This window comes from Cellulomonas fimi, from assembly GCF_028583725.1.
Taxonomy (GTDB): Bacteria; Actinomycetota; Actinomycetes; order Actinomycetales; family Cellulomonadaceae; genus Cellulomonas; species Cellulomonas fimi_B.
Genome location: NZ_CP110680.1, coordinates 4,209,909 through 4,228,864 on the forward strand (window position 1 = coordinate 4,209,909; position 18,956 = coordinate 4,228,864).

Below are 18,956 nucleotides of genomic sequence, written 5' to 3' on the forward strand. Positions count from 1 at the left end.
GCACCGGAGGCCGCGATGCCGCAGATCCAGGAGTCCCCCGCCCGTTCCACCGACACCCCCGCCGCCGCGCACGCGTGCGACGGGTGCGTCGACCGCCGGCAGGTGCTGCAGCGCGCCGGCCTGGTGACCATGGGCGTCGCCGCCGCCGGGGTGCTCGCCGCGTGCTCCGCGAGCGGGTCGGGCGACGGCGGTTCGGGCGGGTCCGGGGGCGGCGGGGGCGACGGCGCCTCGCAGCCCGCGGCCGACGGCTCGCTCGCCCAGGTGTCCGACATCCCCGTCGGCGGCGCGATCTCCGCGACCGACGCCGACGGCAACAAGATCCTGCTCGTGCAGCCCGAGGCCGGGACGGTCGTCGCCCTGTCCGCGGTCTGCACCCACCAGGGCTGCACCGTCGTCCCCGACGGCGACGAGCTGCACTGCCCGTGCCACGGCTCGGTGTTCGACCTGACCGGCAAGAACGTGTCCGGCCCCGCACCCGAGCCGCTGCCCCCTGTCGACGTGCACGTCGCCGACGGCGCCGTGCTCCCCGGGAAGGCCTGAGCCATGACCGCCCCCACCGCGGGTGCCGCGCGCACGGTCGCGCGTCGCCCGATCGCCCTCGGCCTGCGCGTCGTGATCGCGGTCTGCGTGGTCACGTCCGCCGTCGTCCACCTCATCCTGTGGAACGACGGCATGAAGAGCGTCGACGTCGTCGGCCCCGCGTTCCTCCTCAACGGGATCGGCGGGCTCGTGCTCGGGGTCCTGCTGCTCGTGTGGCGGTCGGTCTGGCCGCTGCTCGGCGCGATCGGGTTCGGTGCGGCGACGCTCGGCGCGTTCGTCATAGCGACGACCGTCGGGCTGTTCGGTGTGCAGTCCCGCTGGGAGGGCACGAACGAGTGGATCTCCGCGATCACCGAGGCGCTGGCGATCGTCCTCGGGATCGTCGCGATCGTCGTCGAGCGGCGCATGGTCGCCGCTGCTCGCCCGACGGCCGTCTGACGAGACGACCGGCCGGGTCAGGACCCGAGGTCCGCCCGGCCGGTCCACGTCGGGACCGGGAGACGCCGCGACGCCTCGATGCCCGGGTCAGCCCCAGACGAGGCCCTGCGCGGGGTCCGCCAGCACCGACGCGACGTCCGCGAGCACGCGCGCGCCGAGCTCGCCGTCGACGAGCCGGTGGTCGAACGACAGCGCGAGCTGCGTGACGTGCCGCGGCTTGACCTTGCCCTTGTGCACCCACGGCTGCAGCCGGATCGCGCCGAACGCGAGGATCGCCGCCTCGCCCGGGTTGAGGATCGGCGTGCCCGTGTCGATGCCGAACACGCCCACGTTGGTGATCGTGATCGTCCCGTCGGCCATGTCGGACGGTGACGTCCGCCCCGCGCGCGCGGTCGCCGTGAGATCGCCGAGCCCCTGCGCGAGCTCGAGCAGGCTCATGCGGTGCGCGTCCTTGACGTTCGGCACGACGAGCCCGCGCGGGGTCGCCGCCGCGATGCCCAGGTTGATGTAGTGCTTGTAGACGATCTCCTGCGCGACGTCGTCCCACGACGCGTTGATCTCCGGGTGGCGGCGCACCGCGAGCATGAGCGCCTTCGCCGCGATCAGCAGCGGCGTGACGCGCACGTCGGCGAACTCCTTGTCCGCCCGCAGCCGCTCGACGAGCCGCATGGTGCGCGTGACGTCGACCGTGTGGAAGACGGTGACGTGCGGCGCGGTGAACGCGCTGGTCACCATCGCCTCCGCGGTCCGCTTGCGCACCGACTTCACCGGGACGCGCGTCTGGCGGCCGTCGGGGGACACGGTGCCCGTCGCGAGCCACGGCTTGTCGTCGCCGGGGTACGTCGCGAGCGTCCGCGCCTCGGCCTGCGCGGCGTGCGCGAGGACGTCCTCGCGCGTGACGATCCCGCCGGGTCCGGTCGGCGTGACGGAGTCGAGGTCGACCCCGAGCTCGCGCGCCAGCTTGCGGACGGGCGGCTTGGCGAGGGCGTGGCCGCCCGCACGGGGGGCGGCGGTCGCGGCTCCGGTCGACGTGCCGCCGCCGGCCGCGGCGCCCGTCACGGCCGCGACCGCGCCCGGCGCGCCACCGCGTGCGCGTCGGGTCGCGCTCGGGTCGGCCAGTCCGTAGCCCACGAGCACCGCCTGACGGCCCTCACCGCCGGACGCGGCGTCACCACCACCCGACGTGCCGGGGTGACCGCCCGCGGCGGTCGTGGTCGCACCGCCGTCCCCGGCGGTCGTGGTCGTGCCACCGGCGGCGACGGCCGTCGTCGTGAGCCCTGCCGCCGTCCGGGCCGCGGGCGTGCCACCGAGACCGGCCGCCGCGCGGGGTGCGGTCGCGTCGCGGCCCCCTGCGGCCGCGGAGCCCGCGTCGAGGCCCGCGGCGTGCTCGTCGTGCGCGCGCACCTCCGACGCGCGTCGCGCGGCCTCGGCCTGCTCGCGCACCGCCGCGACCTCGTCCGCACCGCCGGGCTCGACACCCGCGTGCCGGTCGCCGCCGCCACGGTGGCCGTGCTCGATCGCCCCGCCGTGCGCCGGCGCCGGGGCGGGCGCCTCGCCCGTCGGGTCGGTGTCGATCTCGATGATCGGCGTGCCGACGTCGACCGTCTGCCCCGGCTCGACGAGGATCGCCGAGACGACGCCTGTCCACGGGGACGGCAGGTCGACGAGCGACTTCGCCGTCTCGATCTCGACGATCGTCTGGTTGACCTCGACGGCGTCCCCGACCGCCACGTGCCACGCGACGATCTCGGCCTCGGTCAGGCCCTCGCCCGCGTCGGGCAGCGGGAACTGCTGGTAGGTCGGCACGTGCGGGTCCTCCTCGGACGGGGGGTAGGTCGACGAGCGGGTCGGGTGGGCCCGCGCCGCCGCGTCAGGGGTGGCGACGCAGCGGCGCGGGCGAAGCCGTCAGAACGCGAGTGCGCGCTCGACGGCGTCCAGGACCCGGTCGAGACCGGGCAGGTAGTCGTGCTCGACCTTCGCGACCGGGTAGGGCGCGTGGAACCCGCCGACGCGCAGCACCGGCGCCTGCAGGTGGTAGAAGCACTCCTCGGTGATGCGGGCCGCGACCTCGCCGCCCGTCCCGTACAGCACGGGCGCCTCGTGCACGACGACGCAGCGGCCGGTGCGGCGGACCGACTCGGCGACGGTCGCGGTGTCGAGCGGGGACAGCGCGCGCAGGTCGACGACCTCGATGCTCGTGCCCTCCGCCGCGGCGGCCTCGGCGGCCTTGAGCGCGGTCTGCACGGTGGGCCCGTACGCCACGAGCGTGACGTCGGTGCCCGCGCGCACGACGCGCGCCTTGTCGAGCAGCGGCCCGCTCGGGTCGGCGTCCAGGTCGACGTCGCCCTTCTCCCAGTACCGGCCCTTCGGCTCGAAGAACAGGACGGGGTCGGGCGACGTGATCGCCTGCTGGATCATCCCGTACGCCTCGACGGGGCTCGACGGGCTGACGACGCGCAGGCCCGCGGTGTGCGCGAACAGCACCTCGGGCGACTCCGAGTGGTGCTCGACCGCGCCGATGCCGCCGCCGTAGGGGATGCGGATGACGACGGGCAGCGTGAGGCGGCCCTTCGACCGGTAGTGCATCTTCGACAGCTGCGTGGTGATCTGGTCGAAGGCCGGGAAGACGAAGCCGTCGAACTGGATCTCGCAGACCGGACGGTAGCCGCGCAGCGCGAGACCGATCGCGGTGCCGACGATCCCCGACTCCGCGAGCGGCGTGTCGACCACGCGGTCGTCGCCGAAGTCCTTCTGCAGGCCGTCCGTCACACGGAAGACGCCGCCGAGCTTGCCGATGTCCTCGCCCATGAGCAGCACGCGCGGGTCGTTCTCGAGCGCGCGTCGCAGGCCCAGGTTGATCGCCTTCGCGAACGTCAGCTTCTGCGTGCCGCGGGTGCCGGCGTCCGCCGCGCGCACCTCGGTCGTGGTCGTGCTCACCGGTGGCTCCCTTCCCGCGACTGGCCGGCGTCCGTGAACGACGCCTCGTACCGCTCGAACCAGGCACGCTCGCCCTCGACGACGGCGTGCGGCGTGGCGTAGACGTGCTCGAACATCGACGCCGACGACGGGCGGCCCATCGCGCGCACCTCGGTGCGGATGCGCTCACCCAGCGCGTCGGCCTCGTCGGCGACCTGCTCGACGAACTCCGCCGACAGCTCGCCGAGCTGCTCGAGGTGCAGCCGGAGGCGGTCGATCGGGTCGCGGCGGCGCCAGTACTCCTCCTCCGCGCTCGTGCGGTAGCGCGACGGGTCGTCCGACGTGGTGTGCGCGCCCATGCGGTACGTGAACGCCTCGACGAACGTCGGGCCGCCGCCGGTCCGCGCGCGTTCGAGCGCCTGGTGCGTCACCGCGTAGGTGGCGAGGACGTCGTTGCCGTCGACCCGCACCGAGGGGACGCCGAACCCGGGCCCGCGGTCGGCCAGCGGCACCCTGGCCTGCTTCGACGTCGGCTCGGAGATCGCCCACTGGTTGTTCTGGCAGAAGAACACGACGGGCGCGTTGTTCACCGCGGCGAACACGAGCGCCTCGTTGACGTCGCCCTGGGACGTCGCGCCGTCGCCGAAGTAGACGACGACCGCCGCGTCCCGCTCGGGGTCGCCCGTGCCGACCAGGCCGTCGCGCTGGAGCCCCATCGCGTAGCCCGTCGCGTGCAGCGTGTGCGAGCCGATGACGAGCGTGTACAGGTGGAAGCCGTGCGCGACCGGGTCCCAGCCGCCGTGGTCGACGCCGCGGAACAGCCGCAGGACCTGCGCGAGGTCGACGCCGCGGACGTGCGCGACGCCGTGCTCGCGGTAGCTCGGGAAGACGTGGTCGCGCGGGCTCATCGCGTGGGCGGAGCCGATCTGCGCGGCCTCCTGGCCGAGCCCCTGCGCGAACAACGCGAGCTCGCCCTGGCGCTGCAGCGACGTCGCCTCGGTGTCGAACCGGCGCACGAGCACCATGTCGCGGTACAGCGCGCGCAGGCCGTCGGCGTCGAGGTGCGCGACGCGGGGGTCGAGGTCGGGGTGCGGGACGCGCTCACCCGTGGGAGTCAGCAGCTGGACGAGACCGTCGTCGGTCGGCGGGCTGGTCTGGCTCACGCGGTTCTCCTTCACGCCGGCGGCGGTGGCCGCTCGTGGTCGGGCAGTCCGGGTCGTTGGCTCGAACCTACGTCAGCGTAGGCTACGCATGCGTAGGTTGCCCGCGAACCCGACGAACAAGGCTCGTCCGGACGCGTTGTGGAACCCCTACAGGACCCCGCCCGAGCTTTTCAGCCGCTCGCATCCCCCAGAACCCGTCGCCACCGGCCGATGACAAGGACAGGGCGGTGAGCGCCACCGCGGGAAGGGGCCCGACGATGCGCGACGACGAGACCGGAACGAGCGGGACGACCGGCACGGCCGGGAGCACGACCGCGCCACCCGAGCCCTCCCGCGCGGTCGCGACCGGCCCGCACGCCGCCGACGCGGGGGCCGCCGATCCAAGCGCTGCCGCCCCGGAGCACTCGCACGTCGTCACCGAGCACGACGTGCGGCTGGCGCTGAGCAGCCTCGGGCTCGAGGACCGGGCGCTGACCGTCCACCGCGCGACGGCGTTCCTCACCGCGCTCGGCGTCACCGTCACGCACGCGCCCCTCCCCGCGACGCCGTGGTCGGCGGACACCGAGGACGCGCCCGTCACGGTTGTGGACGCCGCCGCCGCCGCCTCGCTGAGCGCCGCCTCGCTGGCCACGGTCCCGGTCGCCGTCGACGACGTCGCGCCGACCGAGCCGGGCGCGCGGGACCTCGTCCGTCCCGAGCGCAGCGCCGCGCCGACCGCGCGCGTGACCGTGCGCATCCCGGCCGGCGACCGCGACGACGACACGTCCGTCGAGGGCGACATCGCAAACCTCCTGGAGGTGCTCGCACACTTGCAGGACCACCCGCCGGCACCGACCCCCGACGAGCTGCGCACCCGCCCGCGCGTCGCCCTCCCGCACGTCCACCCGGCACGCCCGACCGTCCGCGCCGCGGTCCGCCGCCGCTCCATCGCCTGACCCGGGTCCATCGCCCGACCCGCGCCCGCGCCCGGACGCGGCCCCAGCCCCGGACCCGGCCCCACCACGCGACGCGCACGACCGATCGCCCGTCGCCGCCAGGCGGCGCGTGCGCCGATGGCATGCTGGGGCGGTGAGCCGAGTTCCCCTGCGCAAGGCCCTCGCCGACCTGCCGCCGTACGTCCCGGGGGCTCGGGCTCCCGTCGGCGCGGCGGCGTACAAGCTGTCGTCGAACGAGAACCCGTACCCGCCGCTGCCGTCGGTGGTCGCGGCGATCGCGGACGCGGCGGTCGACGTCAACCGCTACCCCGACATGTACGCGACGGAGCTCGTCGAGGCGATCGCGTCCTCGCTCGGCGTGGCACCGGAGAACGTCGTCACGGGCTGCGGCTCGGTCGCCGCGCTCGGGCACGTGCTCACCGCGGTGTGCGAGGCGGGCGACGAGGTCGTCTTCCCGTGGCGGTCGTTCGAGGCCTACCCGATCGCCGTCTCGCTGGCCGGGGCGGAGGGCGTGCGCGTGCCGGTGGGCGCCGACGGGCGGCTGGATCTGGAGGCGATGGCCAAGGCCGTCACCGCCCGCACGAAGGCGGTGCTCGTGTGCACGCCGAACAACCCGACCGGACCGGCCGTGCACGCGGACGAGCTCGCGGGCTTCCTGGCCGCCGTCCCCTCGCACGTGCTCGTGGTCGTCGACGAGGCGTACGTCGAGTTCGTGCGGGACGAGCGCGCCGCCGACGGGCTCGCGGTGTTCGCCGAGCACCCCAACGTCGTGCTGCTGCGCACGTTCTCGAAGGCCTACGGCCTCGCGGGCCTCCGTGTCGGCTACGCGGTGGCGCGTCCGCGCCTCGCGGCGGGCATCCGCGCGGCGTCGACCCCGTTCGGGGTGTCGCACGTCGCTCAGCTCGCCGCGCTCGCGTCGCTGCGTGCCCGGGACGAGCTGCTCCACCGCGTCGACGCGATCGTCGCCGAGCGCGGCCGGATGCTCGCGGGCCTGCACGCCCAGGGCTGGACGGTGCCGGACTCGCAGGCGAACTTCGTGTGGCTGCCGCTCGGCGACCACGCGTCGTCGTTCGCGGAGCGCTGCACGCGCGCCGGTGTGCTCGTCCGCCCGTTCGCCGGGGACGGCGTGCGGGTGAGCGTCGGCGAGCCGGAGGCGACCGACCTGTTCCTCGAGGTCGCCGCGGACGCCCACCGCCGCTAGTCGCCCCGGCGGCGCCGTCACGGCGTCGGGGGTTCGAGGTCCAGCGACTCGACCCGCCACACCCCCTCGTACCAGGTGAGCGTCATGAGGACGCCGTACCGGCCGCTGTCGACCGTGCCGGTCGTCACGCCCTCGGCGTCCACCAGCCGCGCCGGCCCCTCGACGAGCACGCCCGTGACGGCGAACCAGGATCCGGGCACGATCTCGGTCGGCGTCGGGTCGAGGAGGTCCAGGTCACCGTCGGCCTCCGTGACGCCGATCGCTGCGAGCTCGACGACACGGTCGGTGACGTCGCGGCAGATGCCGCACGTGTCGGCGTACGTCCCGGTCAGAGCCGCGACCGAGCCCGTGGTGCGCGCGTGCGTCCAGAGCGCGAAGAGGTGGTCCGCGGCGGCGACGGCTCCTGCTCCGTCGCCGACCGCCATGGCGGCGGGAGGTTCCGGGGCCGGCGTGACGGCAGCGGTCGGGCTGCCCGGTACGACGCCGGCGGCCACGGCGCTGGACGCCACGGGGTCGACCTCCGACGGCGCGGTCCCGACGCACGCGGACAGCGTCCACGTCCCCGCCAGCACCGCCGTGATGCCGGCGACGCGCGCGAAGCGGACGCGCGGACGCGGACGCCGGTGGCAGGATCGACGCATGTCGTTCGTGGTGAGGGTGCTGATCAACGGCGTCGCGATCTGGTTCGCGACCCTCGTCCTGTCGGGCCTGACGATCGTGGGCGCCGACACCAACCTGGAGCAGGCGGGCATCATCCTGCTCATCGCGCTCGTCTTCGGGATCGTCAACGCGGTGGTCAAGCCGATCGTCGCGTTCCTGTCGATCCCCCTGTACATCCTGACGCTCGGCCTGTTCACCCTGGTGGTGAACGCGCTCATGCTCATGCTCACCGCGTGGATCACGGAGCAGACGAGCTGGGGCCTGCGGATCGACAACTTCGGGACGGCTGTGCTCGGGGCGCTGATCATCTCGGTCGTGTCCTTCGTCCTCTCGGTGATCATCCCGGGCGACCGGGACTGAGCCGCCGTCATCGGGTCCTCCCGGGCGGTGCGGTGAGCGGGCCGCCGGGCGCGAGCCGGTCCGGCCGCGGCAGTCCTGTGAGCGGGTCGGTGGTCACGACCGCCGGGTCGCGGGTCGCGACGAACTGCAGGGTGGTCACGGTGGTCCCCTCGGGTCCGAGCACGCTGCCGACCGCACGTGCGAGGTCCCGCAGCTGGGGGTCGTCGAGCTCGCCGTCGACGGCCTCGCCGAGCCGCACGTACCGCGCGGCGCTGTGCGCCTCGACGGGATTCCTGACCGGCGGCGCCCCGGCCTCCGTTGCGTCGCCCGTCACGACGCGGACGTTCGGCGACCCGCGGTCGGGACGGCCGTCGCTCTGCGGCGCGATGTCCGCGCGGTCGCGCACGTGGAGGACCTGCACCTCGGGCGGCATCGGGCCGCGCGGGATGTCGGGCGAGCCGGCCGTGACGACGGCGGCGATCCGGTAGGTGCCGGCGAGCGTGGTCGCGACGCTGGTCGCGACCATGCCGCCCTGGCTGTGCCCGGCGAGCAGCACGGGCTCGTCCTCCCGGATCCCCGCGAGCCGCATCGCCTCGATGACGGCCGGTGTCATCGAGTCCGGCAGGTCGCCGACGAGCCGGCCGTTCGTCCCGGCGTCCATCGGGTTGACCCCGTTCAGGGACGGCGACTGTGTCCCCGGGATCGCGACGACCCACGAGACCGCCCCGTCGGGATGCGCGAACCGCTGGATCGAGATGGTGCCCTCCGGGGTGCCCGGCACGGCGGCGACCGCGCCCTCGTCGTAGGAGCGGGCGACGTTCGCGAGGACCTGGGCGATGCTCCGGGGCGCCGGCAGCTGGGTCGCACCCACGCGCGGGACGACGACGGTGGGGCCGGGCTCGGGGAGCAGCCCCGAGAGGAGCCGGGCGAGCATCGGGACGCGCAGGTCCGGCGGCACGTGGCCCGCGGTCGGTCCGAGGAACGTCGTCGCGAGGCCGAGCGTGAGCAGCTCGGCCCGCCCGTCCGCCACGAGCACCGCGGCGAGCCGGTTCAGGGCGCGCATCCGGTCCCGCACGACGTCGTCGGCGCGGCCCGACGGCAGGGCCCACCCGGCGCGCAGGAGCGTGTCGAGGGCGACGGCACGGAGCGCGACCGACGCCGCACCGAGGGTCGTGACGCCCAGCAGCGGCCGGACCAGCGGGAGCGCCGGGAACGCCACGTCGAGCATCGGCTCTCCCCCGACGACGGCGCGCAGGATCCGGTGCACGCCGGACTCGGCGCTGTCGTAGGTGACGACGGCCGCGCGGACCGTGCGACCGAGCGCCCGGGCCTCCTGGGCGCACCGGGCGGGTGAGGCGCTCCCCTCGCGTGCGGCGTGCACCGCGGCGGACGCAGCCCTGCCCTCGGGCGTCAGCAGCCCCGGTCGCGCCGCCTCGACCGCGACCGCGAGCGCGCGGTCGGCGACGTCGAGGTGGTCGGCGACGCGGTCGAGCGTCGTCACGGCCCGCTGCATCTCGGCGGTGTCGACGAGGTCCGGCCGCCCGCCGCCGACGATCGTCAGCCCGCCGTCGCTCACCAGGGACCGCCCACCAGGCCACCGACGGGCGCGGCCGACGCCGCTCGGTCGGCCGTGGCTGCGGCACGTGCGGCGACCTCGACGGCGTCGGCCGTGGTGCGTAGCCGTGCGTCGAGGTCCTCCAGCGCGCGCAGGTACCGCGCGACGGTCGGCGAGCGCCACTCGACGCGTCGCGCGGCGGCGACCAGGCTCCGCGCCTCGTCGACGTTCGTGCCGGCGGTGCGGACGTGGGGGGCGATGGCGCTGACCATGCGCGGGACGCTAGGTGCGCGGTGGGGGACGGGGGTGCGCGCCCGTCGGTACCGGTGGACGGGCTCGCGCGGGACCGGGCTGTGGACGGCTCGACGGGCCTCGCCGGAGCCCGCGACGACGACCGCGGCCACCCGCTCCCGCGCCCGCGAGCCGACGCCGGTCACCGCCGCACCCCCGGGTTACCGTGCGCACGTGCCCCGCCGCCTCCCGCCGCCGATCGGCGTGCTCGCCGTCGTCGTCGGGTCCCTGCTGTTCGCGGTCAACGGCACCGTGGCGAAGCTCGCGATGCAGGCGGGGCTCAGCCCGACGCGCCTCGTCGAGATCCGCTGCGTCGGCTCGGCCGTCGTGCTCGTCGCGGCAGTCCTCGTCGTCGGCGCGAGGCGGCTGCGCCTGCGCGACCGCCGCGAGCTCGTGTCCCTCGCCGTCCTCGGCGTCGTCGGCGTCGCGCTCGTGCAGTGGCTCTACCTCACCGCGATCTCACGGCTGCCCGTCGGCGTCGCGCTGCTCGTCGAGTACACCGCTCCCCTGCTGGTCGCGCTGTGGGCGCGGTTCGTGCTCAAGGAGGCCGTGCACCGCCGCGTCTGGTGGGCGCTCGTCGCGTGCCTCGGCGGGCTCGCGCTCGTCGCGCAGGTCGGCGAGGGCGTCGTCCTCGACGTCCTCGGGCTGCTCGCCGCGACCGGCGCGGCCGTGTCGCTGGCCGCGTACTACCTGCTCGGGGACCGCATGCTCTCCACGCGCGACCCGCTGTCGACGCACGCGTGGACGATGACGTTCGCCGCCCTGTTCTGGGTCGTCCTGCAGCCGGTATGGACGTACCCGTACGACACGCTGGGCGTCGCGGTCGACGTGCCCGGCACGCTCACGCCGCCGCTGTGGGTGCTCGTCGCGTGGATCGTCGTCCTGGGCACCGTCGTCCCGTACCTGCTGTTCCTCGTCGGCATCCGCTCGCTCGGCCCCGCGCGCGCCGGCCTGCTGGGGATGGTCGAGCCCGTCGCCGCGTCGGCCTCCGCGTGGGTGTTCCTCGGTGAGGCGATGACGGCCGTGCAGCTCGTCGGCGGGGGCATCGTCCTCGGCGGCGTCGTCCTCGCCGAGACCGCCCGCCAGCGCCGTCCCGACGCCGAGCCGGCGGCCGTCCTCCCGGACACCGTCGCCCCCTGACACCGGCGCGGAGGACGGGCGGGCCACGCCGCGTCCGCCGACCCGTGCGGCGACCGACCGCGGTGCCTCCTACCGCACGCGCGCGGCGTCGTCCCGCAGCCGCTCCTGCGCCCGTGTGACGGCTCGTGCCACCTCGTCGGCCGGGCGACCGTTCAGCACGGCGAACGCGACGAGCTGCAGCGGGAAGCTCCGCCGGAAGACGTCCGCGCGCGCGGCGGTCGCGCCGTCGGTGACCGCGGGGAGGAGCGCCCAGCCGTGCCACGACACGAGCGCCGCGACGTCCTCCGCGGGGTCGTCCCACGCCGCGAGGTCCCAGTCGAGGACGCCGCTGACCCGCCCGTCCGCCCACAGGACGTTGCTGCCCGCGAGGTCGCCGTGGTTGACGGCGCGCTCGTCGGCGGGCAGGGCCGCGAGCGCGTCGACGCGCGCGACCGCCTCGCCGCGCACGTCCGCGTCCAGCCGCGGGACGACCTCCTCGCGCAGCACCGTCTCCCACGCCGCGCCGCCCGCGAACTCGCGTGCCGGCGCGAGGTGGTCGCGCAGCGGGGCGACGTCGACGCCGTGCACCGCGTCGAGCAGCCGGCGCAGCGCGGCGGGGTCTCCCGAGCCGGCGGGGTGCGGAGCGCCGTGCACGCGCCGGACGGGCACCGCGACGTGGCCGTCGGCCTCGACCGGGTCGCCGACCGACCGCGGCACGTCGAACGGGAGCTCCGGCAGCGCGTCGACCAGCGCCTGGGCACGACGCATGCCGGCGACGTGCGCGGGTTGCCGCGCGACGCGCACGACGACGTCCGGAGTCACGAGCACGACCGCGCTCGACCCGGACTCGACCCATGTGCCGGTGCCGCGACGGGCACCCGCGGACCGCAGCGCCCCGGCGACGAGCGCATCGAGGAGGTCGTCGGGCGGCCGGACGAAGCCCGTCTCGACCCGCACCTCGCCCGTCACGTGGGCACCCTACGACGGGCGGACAGGACGACCGCGACGTGCACGGCTCTGGGATGATGACGGCATGTCCTCCCCCGACGTCACCGCCCCGTCCGCGCGCGTCCGTCTGGCCGACGCGTCCCCCGCGATCGCGCTCGGCCCGCTCGACGGCCGGTACCGCGCGGCGGTCGCCCCGCTGGTGGACCACCTGTCGGAGGCGGCGCTCAACCGCGAGCGCGTGCACGTCGAGGTCGAGTGGCTGATCCACCTGACGCGGCACGGCGTGGTGCCGGGCGCGCCGACGCTGTCGCCCGCGGAGGAGCAGTACCTGCGGGACGTCGTGACGACGTTCGGCGCGGCGGAGGTCGCGGAGCTCGCGGAGATCGAGCGCGTGACGGTGCACGACGTGAAGGCGGTCGAGTACTTCCTCAAGAAGCGCCTGGCCGACGCCCCGGCCGCCCTCGGCGACGACACGGTCCTGCCGGGCGTGAGCGAGCTGGTGCACTTCGCGTGCACCAGCGAGGACGTCAACAACCTGTCGTACGCGCTCATGGTGCGGGGTGCGGTGCAGGACGTGTGGCTCCCGGCGGCGACGGCGCTGACGGACGAGGTCGCGGCGCTCGCGCACGAGCACAAGGACCAGCCGCTCCTCGCGCTGACGCACGGCCAGCCGGCGACGCCGACGACGCTGGGCAAGGAGCTCGCGGTGCTCGCGCACCGGCTGCGCCGGCAGCTGCGGCGGATCGCGGGCGACGAGTTCCTCGGCAAGATCAACGGCGCGACGGGCACGTACGGCGCGCACGTCGTCGCGGTGCCGGGCGCGGACTGGCCAGTGGTGAGCCGGACGTTCGTCGAGCACCTGGGCCTGACGTGGAACCCGCTGACGACGCAGATCGAGTCGCACGACTGGCAGGCGGAGCTGTACGCGGACGTCGCGCGGTTCAACCGGGTGCTGCACAACCTGGCGACGGACGTCTGGACGTACATCTCGCGCGGGGTGTTCATCCAGATCCCGGTGGCGGGCGCGACGGGCTCGTCGACCATGCCGCACAAGGTCAACCCGATCCGGTTCGAGAACGCCGAGGCGAACCTGGAGATCTCGTCGGCGCTGCTGGACACGCTCGCGTCGACGCTGGTCACGAGCCGCTTGCAGCGCGACCTCACGGACTCGACGACGCAGCGCAACATCGGCCCCGCCTTCGGGCACTCGCTGCTCGCGATCGACAACGTGCGCCGTGGCCTGCGCGCGCTCGACGTCGACGCGGCCCTGCTGGCGCGCGAGCTCGACGAGAACTGGGAGGTCCTCGGCGAGCCTGTCCAGTCGGCGATGCGGGCGGCGTCCGTCGCGGGCGTGACGGGGATGGAGAACCCGTACGAGCGCCTCAAGGAGCTCACGCGCGGCCGCCGGCTGACGGCCGACGACATGCGCGAGTTCATCGGCGGGCTGGGACTGCCGGCGGACGTGGCGGCGCGGCTGCAGGCGCTGTCGCCGGCGTCGTACACCGGCCTCGCGGCGGAGCTGGTCACCTACCTCGACCGCTGACCGCCCGGGTCGCGGGGCCCGCGACGGGTAGCCGCCCGGCGGAACCGGGACCAAGGTCCCGGCGGGCAGGGGCGGTCGGACCGAGGATCGTCCGTGACGGCGCGAGGACGTCCTGCCGAGCCGAACGAGTGAATCGGACAGATCGGATAAATCGTAACCGACCGCCCGTTCGCGCTAGCGTTCGACACGACATCGGCGAGAGCGCTTCCAGCAAAGCCGCAGGTTCCATGCGTTCGTAACGATTCGACCGGTTCTCACCGTTCTCTCATCTGGTCGAACCGCTTCGACCGGGAACGCTCCCAGACGCCCTGACCTGCAGAAGTACACCCGTGACACACGGACGGGTGACGCGACCTGGACAGGTGCCCGTGAAGGGCTGCACAATCGTGCACCGATCCGTCCTGTTCCTGTCGGTTCCTCCCTTCTCGGCAAGGATGCCCACCGTGACCCTCATGCAGAAGGCGATCACACCAGCGCTCACCCGCGCGATCCTGACCGCGGGACACGACCGTGTGGCCGGCTACGTCGTGCGAGCGGAGGACGTCGGCTTCGCGACCACCCCGGCGCAGCTCTTCGAGGTGCACGGCCTGGGCTACGACGGCTCGCCCTTCAGCCCGTGGGACCGGTCGATCGACATCCTGCGGTTCGAGTCCTCGCCGCAGCTCCAGTACCGCGACGTCCCCGGCTACATCCTCCCGCTGTGGTGGCTCCGCCACTCCCGCATCCCCCCGGGCGCCGAGCTCGTCCGCGTCTACGACGACGGCACCGCGACGCTGCTCGCGCGGTACGGCGACGTCGGCACCGGGTGGACCGTCACGCAGCTCGGGGCTCGACGTCCGGCGCTGGCATCGCTCTCACGGTGCGTCGGGCCGGTCGCCAAGTGGCACGGCGCCTACCTCGAGGCGGACGTCGTCGACGGCGGCCACACCGTCGTCCTCGCGCTCGCCAACCCGCCGCTCGCCGAGACCGGCTTCCACCAGGCGCCGTCGGGCCGCTGGTACCGCCGGGTCGCCCGTGAGGACGTCACCGAGCTGTTCGAGCTCGACCTGACAGCCCGCTGGAACGGCCTCTCCGTCCGCGTCGTCGACCAGTGGCAGGACGCCCAGCGGTACGTCGTCGCACGCATCTCGCACCTGGGCGACGACATCGAGCGTGCCGAGCGCCTGCACCTCGAGCGCGTCGAGGCCGGCGTGTACGAGGGCATCGTCTACGCCGCCGAGCTCACCGACATCCAGACCAACCAGGTCGTCCCCCACACGTGGGCCCCCGGCCCCGCCGCGCAGCGGCACACGGTGGCCTACTGACGACCGCATGGACCGAGGGAGCGGCGATCCCCCCGCTGTGATCCCTCTCGAACGCGTGCCGGGCCTGGCCCTCCCCCCCGTCCAGGCCCGGCACGCACCATGTCCGGGGCGCGCCCGGCGCTGACACGTGTGAGCGACCGGCACCGCGACGCGGACCGAGCCGGGCGCCGGCGCGGTCAGCGGGCGGAGACCGCCGGGGCCACGAGCCCGGGGACCGTCGGCACCTCGATCGCCGCGAGCTCGGCGAGCGCCGCGGCGTAGGCCACGGCGTCACCGGCGCGCGCCGCCTCGCGGGCCCGGACCGTCGGCCCGTGCAGCGTCGAGCGGGTGCGCCGACGCAGGGACCGCTCCGCGCGCTCGTCGCGGGCGTCCTCGGGGAGCGCGGCCAGCGCCGTCTCGAGCCCACCGAGCACGCGGGTGCGCTGCGCGACGACGGCGGGGTTCCACTCGCGCACGCGCTGGTCGGCCTCGTAGGCGTCGGCGGCGGACACGACGATCCGTCGCGCGGACTCCACGGCCGCGTGCTCGGCGGGGGCGTGCTCGGCGACCGTGTGCAGGCTCACGAGTCGCACGCCGGGCAGGTGCCGGACGCCGGGGTCGACGTCGTGGCGCAGGGCGAGGTCGACGACGGTGAGGGGACGCGCGTCGCGGTGCGCGCGGGCGTCGGCCAGCGCGTCGACCTGCAGCACGGCCCCGGCGGCACCGCTGCACGCGACGACGAGGTCGACGCCGCCCAGCTCGGCCGCGAGGTCGGCGCCGGCCGGGAGGGCACGCACGCCACGCGCGGACGCGAACTGGTTGGCACGACCGCTCGGCGAGTAGACGCGGACGTCGGTGCAGCCGCGGGCCTTGAGGGCCGCGAGCGACGCCCCCGCGTACGAGCCGGTGCCGACGAGCACGCACGACACCTCGGGCCACGGCACGAGGCCACGCTCGGCGATGTCGAGGGCGACGCCGACGACGGACCGCCCGGCCGCGCCGAGCCCGGTCTCGGACTCGACGGCCCGCGACACGCGCGACGCGGCCTGGAACAGCGACTCGAGCGCGGAGGTCGTGGTGCCGTCGCGGCGGGCCGTGGTGAGGGCGCGGCGGACCTGGCCCGCGATCTCCCGCTCGCCGACGACCATCGACTCGAGCCCGCTGGCGACGGCGAACAGGTGCTCGCCGGCCGCTGTGCCGGTCAACGGGCGCAGGTGCGTCAGGACCTCGTCGGGGGCGTACCCGGAGCGGGCCGCGACGGCCTGCGACGCGGCGGCCAGGGCGGCGGGCGTCTGGTCGACGTCGCCGACCTCCAGGTACAGCTCGAACCGGTTGCACGTCGCGAGAACGACGGCACCGGTGACGGGGGTGGACGCGCGCACGAGCTCGCGACCCACGGCGTGCACGTCCGACGAGAGACGCTCCAGCACGGCGAGGTCGAGGTCGTGGTGACTGGCGACCAGGGACAGCAGCACCACGCCCCCGATTGAATCATCCCGACATTTGTCGGGCACAATCGACGGGTGCCTCTTCCCGTCACACATCCCCTCGCCGACGGCCGCACCGCGAATTCTCCGCTGGTGCGCGCGTATTCCGGCGAGCGCCCCTCCCGCCGGCCCGTGTGGTTCATGCGGCAGGCCGGGCGGTCGCTGCCCGAGTACCGGGCCCTGCGCGCCGGGACGGCCATGCTCGACGCGTGCCTCGACCCGGAGATGGCGAGCGAGATCACGCTCCAGCCGGTCCGGCGGCACGACGTGGACGCGGCGATCTTCTTCTCCGACATCGTGGTGCCGCTGCGGCTCGCGGGCGTCGACGTCGAGATCAAGCCGGGCGTCGGGCCCGTCATGGGTGCACCCGTGCGGACCGCCGCGGACGTCGCGGCGCTGCACGACCTGGGCCCGCTGACCCCGGAGCGCCTGGCGCCGGTGAGCGAGGGCGTCGCGCGGACCGTCGCGGCCCTGGGCAGCACGCCGCTGATCGGCTTCGCGGGCGCGCCGTTCACGCTGGCCGCGTACCTCGTCGAGGGCGGGCCGTCGCGCGACCACCTGGCCGCGCGCACGCTCATGCACGCCGACCCGGAGACGTGGACGGCGCTGACGACGTGGGCCGCCGACGTCACGGGCGCGTTCCTGCGGGCCCAGGTGCTCGCGGGCGCCAGCGCCACGCAGCTCTTCGACTCGTGGGCGGGCTCGCTGGGCCTCGCGGACTACACCGCGCACGTCGCGCCCGCGTCGGCGCGCGCGCTGTCGGCGGTCGCCGACCTCGACGTCCGCAAGGTGCACTTCGGCACGGGCACGAGCGAGCTGCTCGTCGCGATGCGCGACGTCGGCGCGGACGTCGTGGGCGTCGACTACCGGCTCCCCCTCGACGAGGCGAACCGCCGCCTCGGCGGCCGGACCCCGCTCCAGGGCAACATCGACCCCGCACTCCTCGGAGCGCCGTGGCCGGTGCTCGAGGCACACGCCCGTGACGTCGTCGCGCGCGGCGAGCAGGCCCCCGGCCACGTCGTGAACCTGGGGCACGGCGTCCCGCCGGACACCGATCCCGACGTCCTGACGCGCCTGGTCGCGCTGATCCACTCGCTGTGACCGCGAGCGGCCCGACCTGGGACGCCGTCGTCGTCGGCGGCGGCGTCGCCGGGCTGGTCGCGGCGCGCGACCTGGCCGCGGCCGGCCTGCGGGTGGCGGTCCTCGACGCCGACGACGAGCCGGGCGGGGCGGTCCGCGGGCACACCGTGGCCGGCCTGCGCCTCGACGCGGGCGCCGAGTCGTTCGCGACGCGCGGCGGGACCGTCGCGGCGTACCTCGACGACCTCGACCTGACGGACCGCGTCTGCCTGCCCGCCGCGCACGGGTCGTGGGTGCACCTGCCGTCGGGCGACGGGCCTCTGCCGCGGACCGGCCTGCTCGGCATCCCGTCGGAGCCGTTCGCGGCGGACGTCCGTCGCACGATCGGCCTGGTCGGCGTGCTGCGCGCGTCGCTCGACCTCGTCCTGCCCGGGCGGGTCGGCGCGGGCGCCACGTCGCTCGGCGCCCTGGTCCGCGCGCGGCTGGGGGCCCGCGTCCTGGACCGCCTGGTGCGGCCCGTCGTCGCGGGCGTGCACGCGTCCGACCCGGACGACCTCGACGTCGGCGCGGTGTCGCCGGGGCTGCCCGCCGCGCTGCGGGAGGCGCGGTCCCTGACCCGGGCCGTGCGGACGCTACGCGCGTCGGCACCTGCCGGGTCGGCCGTGCAGGGCATCGAGGGCGGTCTGCACGTGCTCGTCGACACGCTCGTGGCGGACCTGCGTGAGCGCGGCGTGGACGTGCGCGCCGACGCGCGCGCGTGCCGGCTGCGGGCGGTGCCGGCACCGGGCGGCGACGCCGCGGGGGGCGAGGGCGTGACGTACGACGTCGAGCTCGGGGACGGCACCGTGCTCCGCGCACCCCGCGTCGTGCTCGCGTCGCCGTCCGCCGCGGACCTGCTCGCCGACCACGCACCCGGTGGCACGCTCCCGACGCTCGACGCCGGTGCCGTGGTCACGCTGGTCACGCTCGTCGTCGACGCGCCCGCGCTCGACGGCGCGCCGCGCGGCACGGGCGTCCTCGTGGCGCGCGAGGCGTCCGACGTCACCGCGAAGGCGCTCACGCACGCGACGGCGAAGTGGCCCTGGCTCGCCCGGACGGCCCCGGCCGGCCGGCACGTGGTGCGGCTGTCGTACGGGCGCGCGGGCGACGACGGCCGCGACGTCCCCGCCGCCGACGACGCGCTCGTCGACCTGGGCCTGCGCGACGCGTCGGTGCTGCTCGGCGTCCCGCTCGACCGGGCGGCGCTCGCGGGCAGCGCGGTGGTGCGCTGGAGGCAGGCGCTCCCCCGCCCGAGCGCGGCGCACCGGGAGGCCGTCGCGGAGGTCCGGGCGACGGCCGCGGCCCTCCCCGGGGTCGCGGTGTGCGGCGCGTGGACCGCGGGCAACGGCCTGGCGTCGGTCATCCCCGACGCCCGGCGGGCCGCGGCGACGCTCGTCGGCTGAGCCCCGGCCGGCGCGA

Annotated in this window: 18 protein-coding genes; 10 read left to right on the forward strand and 8 right to left on the reverse strand. The window is 75.5% G+C overall.

Annotated elements, in window-relative coordinates; genetic code table 11:
* Positions 1-15: 15 nt before the first annotated feature.
* Together OOT42_RS19020 and OOT42_RS19025 are read left to right on the forward strand one after the other, a co-directional pair.
* Positions 16-540 (forward strand): ubiquinol-cytochrome c reductase iron-sulfur subunit, encoded by a 525-nt coding sequence (locus tag OOT42_RS19020; protein WP_273652720.1) that lies wholly within the window; start codon positions 16-18, stop codon positions 538-540.
* Between the two features lie 3 nt (positions 541-543).
* On the forward strand, positions 544-978 hold the full coding sequence (locus OOT42_RS19025) for a hypothetical protein (RefSeq protein ID WP_273652721.1): 435 nt from the start codon (positions 544-546) through the stop codon (positions 976-978).
* 87 nt (positions 979-1,065) lie between these two features.
* Here the strand turns inward: OOT42_RS19025 and OOT42_RS19030 are convergent, their stop codons facing one another.
* From OOT42_RS19030 to pdhA, 3 genes are all read right to left on the reverse strand, one after another.
* On the reverse strand, positions 1,066-2,784 hold the full coding sequence (locus OOT42_RS19030; RefSeq protein ID WP_273652722.1) for a dihydrolipoamide acetyltransferase family protein: 1,719 nt from the start codon (positions 2,782-2,784) through the stop codon (positions 1,066-1,068).
* 99 nt (positions 2,785-2,883) lie between these two features.
* The gene (locus OOT42_RS19035; RefSeq protein WP_273652723.1) at positions 2,884-3,915 is read right to left on the reverse strand and encodes an alpha-ketoacid dehydrogenase subunit beta; all 1,032 of its coding nucleotides are present in this window, start codon (positions 3,913-3,915) and stop codon (positions 2,884-2,886) included.
* Positions 3,912-5,072, reverse strand: coding sequence for a pyruvate dehydrogenase (acetyl-transferring) E1 component subunit alpha (gene pdhA / locus OOT42_RS19040; protein WP_423775937.1), 1,161 nt, complete (start codon positions 5,070-5,072; stop codon positions 3,912-3,914). Before pdhA ends, OOT42_RS19035 begins: the two co-directional genes overlap by 4 nt.
* 212 nt (positions 5,073-5,284) lie before the next feature.
* On the opposite strand from pdhA, the gene OOT42_RS19045 reads away from it, so the two are divergent.
* Entirely contained in the window at positions 5,285-5,992 is a 708-nt protein-coding gene (locus OOT42_RS19045) for a hypothetical protein (protein ID WP_273652725.1), read from the forward strand.
* A gap of 133 nt (positions 5,993-6,125) precedes the next feature.
* Positions 6,126-7,193: a histidinol-phosphate transaminase gene (hisC, locus tag OOT42_RS19050; protein ID WP_273652726.1), complete on the forward strand. Its 1,068-nt coding sequence runs from the start codon at positions 6,126-6,128 to the stop codon at positions 7,191-7,193.
* Between the two features lie 17 nt (positions 7,194-7,210).
* On the opposite strand, the gene OOT42_RS19055 is transcribed toward hisC, so the two are convergent.
* Positions 7,211-7,834, reverse strand: coding sequence for a DUF6318 family protein (locus tag OOT42_RS19055; RefSeq protein ID WP_273652727.1), 624 nt, complete (start codon positions 7,832-7,834; stop codon positions 7,211-7,213).
* Here OOT42_RS19055 and OOT42_RS19060 point away from each other — a divergent pair.
* The gene (locus OOT42_RS19060) at positions 7,833-8,213 is read left to right on the forward strand and encodes a phage holin family protein (protein WP_273652728.1); all 381 of its coding nucleotides are present in this window, start codon (positions 7,833-7,835) and stop codon (positions 8,211-8,213) included. The two genes, OOT42_RS19055 and OOT42_RS19060, sit on opposite strands and share 2 nt — an antisense overlap.
* A gap of 7 nt (positions 8,214-8,220) precedes the next feature.
* On the opposite strand, the gene OOT42_RS19065 is transcribed toward OOT42_RS19060, so the two are convergent.
* Together OOT42_RS19065 and OOT42_RS19070 are read right to left on the reverse strand one after the other, a co-directional pair.
* Positions 8,221-9,768 carry a hypothetical protein gene (locus OOT42_RS19065; RefSeq protein WP_273652729.1) on the reverse strand — a complete coding sequence of 516 codons (1,548 nt, stop codon included), beginning with the start codon at positions 9,766-9,768 and terminating at the stop codon, positions 8,221-8,223.
* The gene (locus OOT42_RS19070) at positions 9,765-10,019 is read right to left on the reverse strand and encodes a hypothetical protein (RefSeq protein WP_273652730.1); all 255 of its coding nucleotides are present in this window, start codon (positions 10,017-10,019) and stop codon (positions 9,765-9,767) included. The genes OOT42_RS19065 and OOT42_RS19070 overlap by 4 nt, the downstream gene beginning before the upstream one ends.
* Before the next feature lie 193 nt (positions 10,020-10,212).
* On the opposite strand from OOT42_RS19070, the gene OOT42_RS19075 reads away from it, so the two are divergent.
* Positions 10,213-11,178 (forward strand): EamA family transporter, encoded by a 966-nt coding sequence (locus tag OOT42_RS19075; protein ID WP_273652731.1) that lies wholly within the window; start codon positions 10,213-10,215, stop codon positions 11,176-11,178.
* Positions 11,179-11,247: 69 nt separating this feature from the next.
* Here the strand turns inward: OOT42_RS19075 and OOT42_RS19080 are convergent, their stop codons facing one another.
* Positions 11,248-12,126 (reverse strand): phosphotransferase family protein, encoded by an 879-nt coding sequence (locus OOT42_RS19080; RefSeq protein ID WP_273652732.1) that lies wholly within the window; start codon positions 12,124-12,126, stop codon positions 11,248-11,250.
* A 64-nt stretch (positions 12,127-12,190) separates the two neighbouring features.
* Between OOT42_RS19080 and purB the strand changes: the two genes are divergently transcribed.
* Positions 12,191-13,648, forward strand: coding sequence for an adenylosuccinate lyase (gene purB / locus OOT42_RS19085; protein WP_273652733.1), 1,458 nt, complete (start codon positions 12,191-12,193; stop codon positions 13,646-13,648).
* A 452-nt stretch (positions 13,649-14,100) separates the two neighbouring features.
* A complete protein-coding gene (locus OOT42_RS19090; RefSeq protein WP_273654885.1) occupies positions 14,101-14,952 on the forward strand; it encodes a hypothetical protein in 852 nt (283 codons plus the stop codon).
* A gap of 176 nt (positions 14,953-15,128) precedes the next feature.
* On the opposite strand, the gene OOT42_RS19095 is transcribed toward OOT42_RS19090, so the two are convergent.
* On the reverse strand, positions 15,129-16,409 hold the full coding sequence (locus OOT42_RS19095; protein ID WP_273652734.1) for a glutamyl-tRNA reductase: 1,281 nt from the start codon (positions 16,407-16,409) through the stop codon (positions 15,129-15,131).
* Positions 16,410-16,454: 45 nt separating this feature from the next.
* Here OOT42_RS19095 and hemE point away from each other — a divergent pair, with 45 nt between their 5' ends.
* Both hemE and hemG read left to right on the forward strand, forming a co-directional pair.
* Positions 16,455-17,519 carry a uroporphyrinogen decarboxylase gene (gene hemE, locus OOT42_RS19100; RefSeq protein WP_273652735.1) on the forward strand — a complete coding sequence of 355 codons (1,065 nt, stop codon included), beginning with the start codon at positions 16,455-16,457 and terminating at the stop codon, positions 17,517-17,519.
* The gene (gene hemG / locus OOT42_RS19105) at positions 17,516-18,940 is read left to right on the forward strand and encodes a protoporphyrinogen oxidase (protein ID WP_273652736.1); all 1,425 of its coding nucleotides are present in this window, start codon (positions 17,516-17,518) and stop codon (positions 18,938-18,940) included. The genes hemE and hemG overlap by 4 nt, the downstream gene beginning before the upstream one ends.
* Positions 18,941-18,956 lie beyond the last annotated feature (16 nt).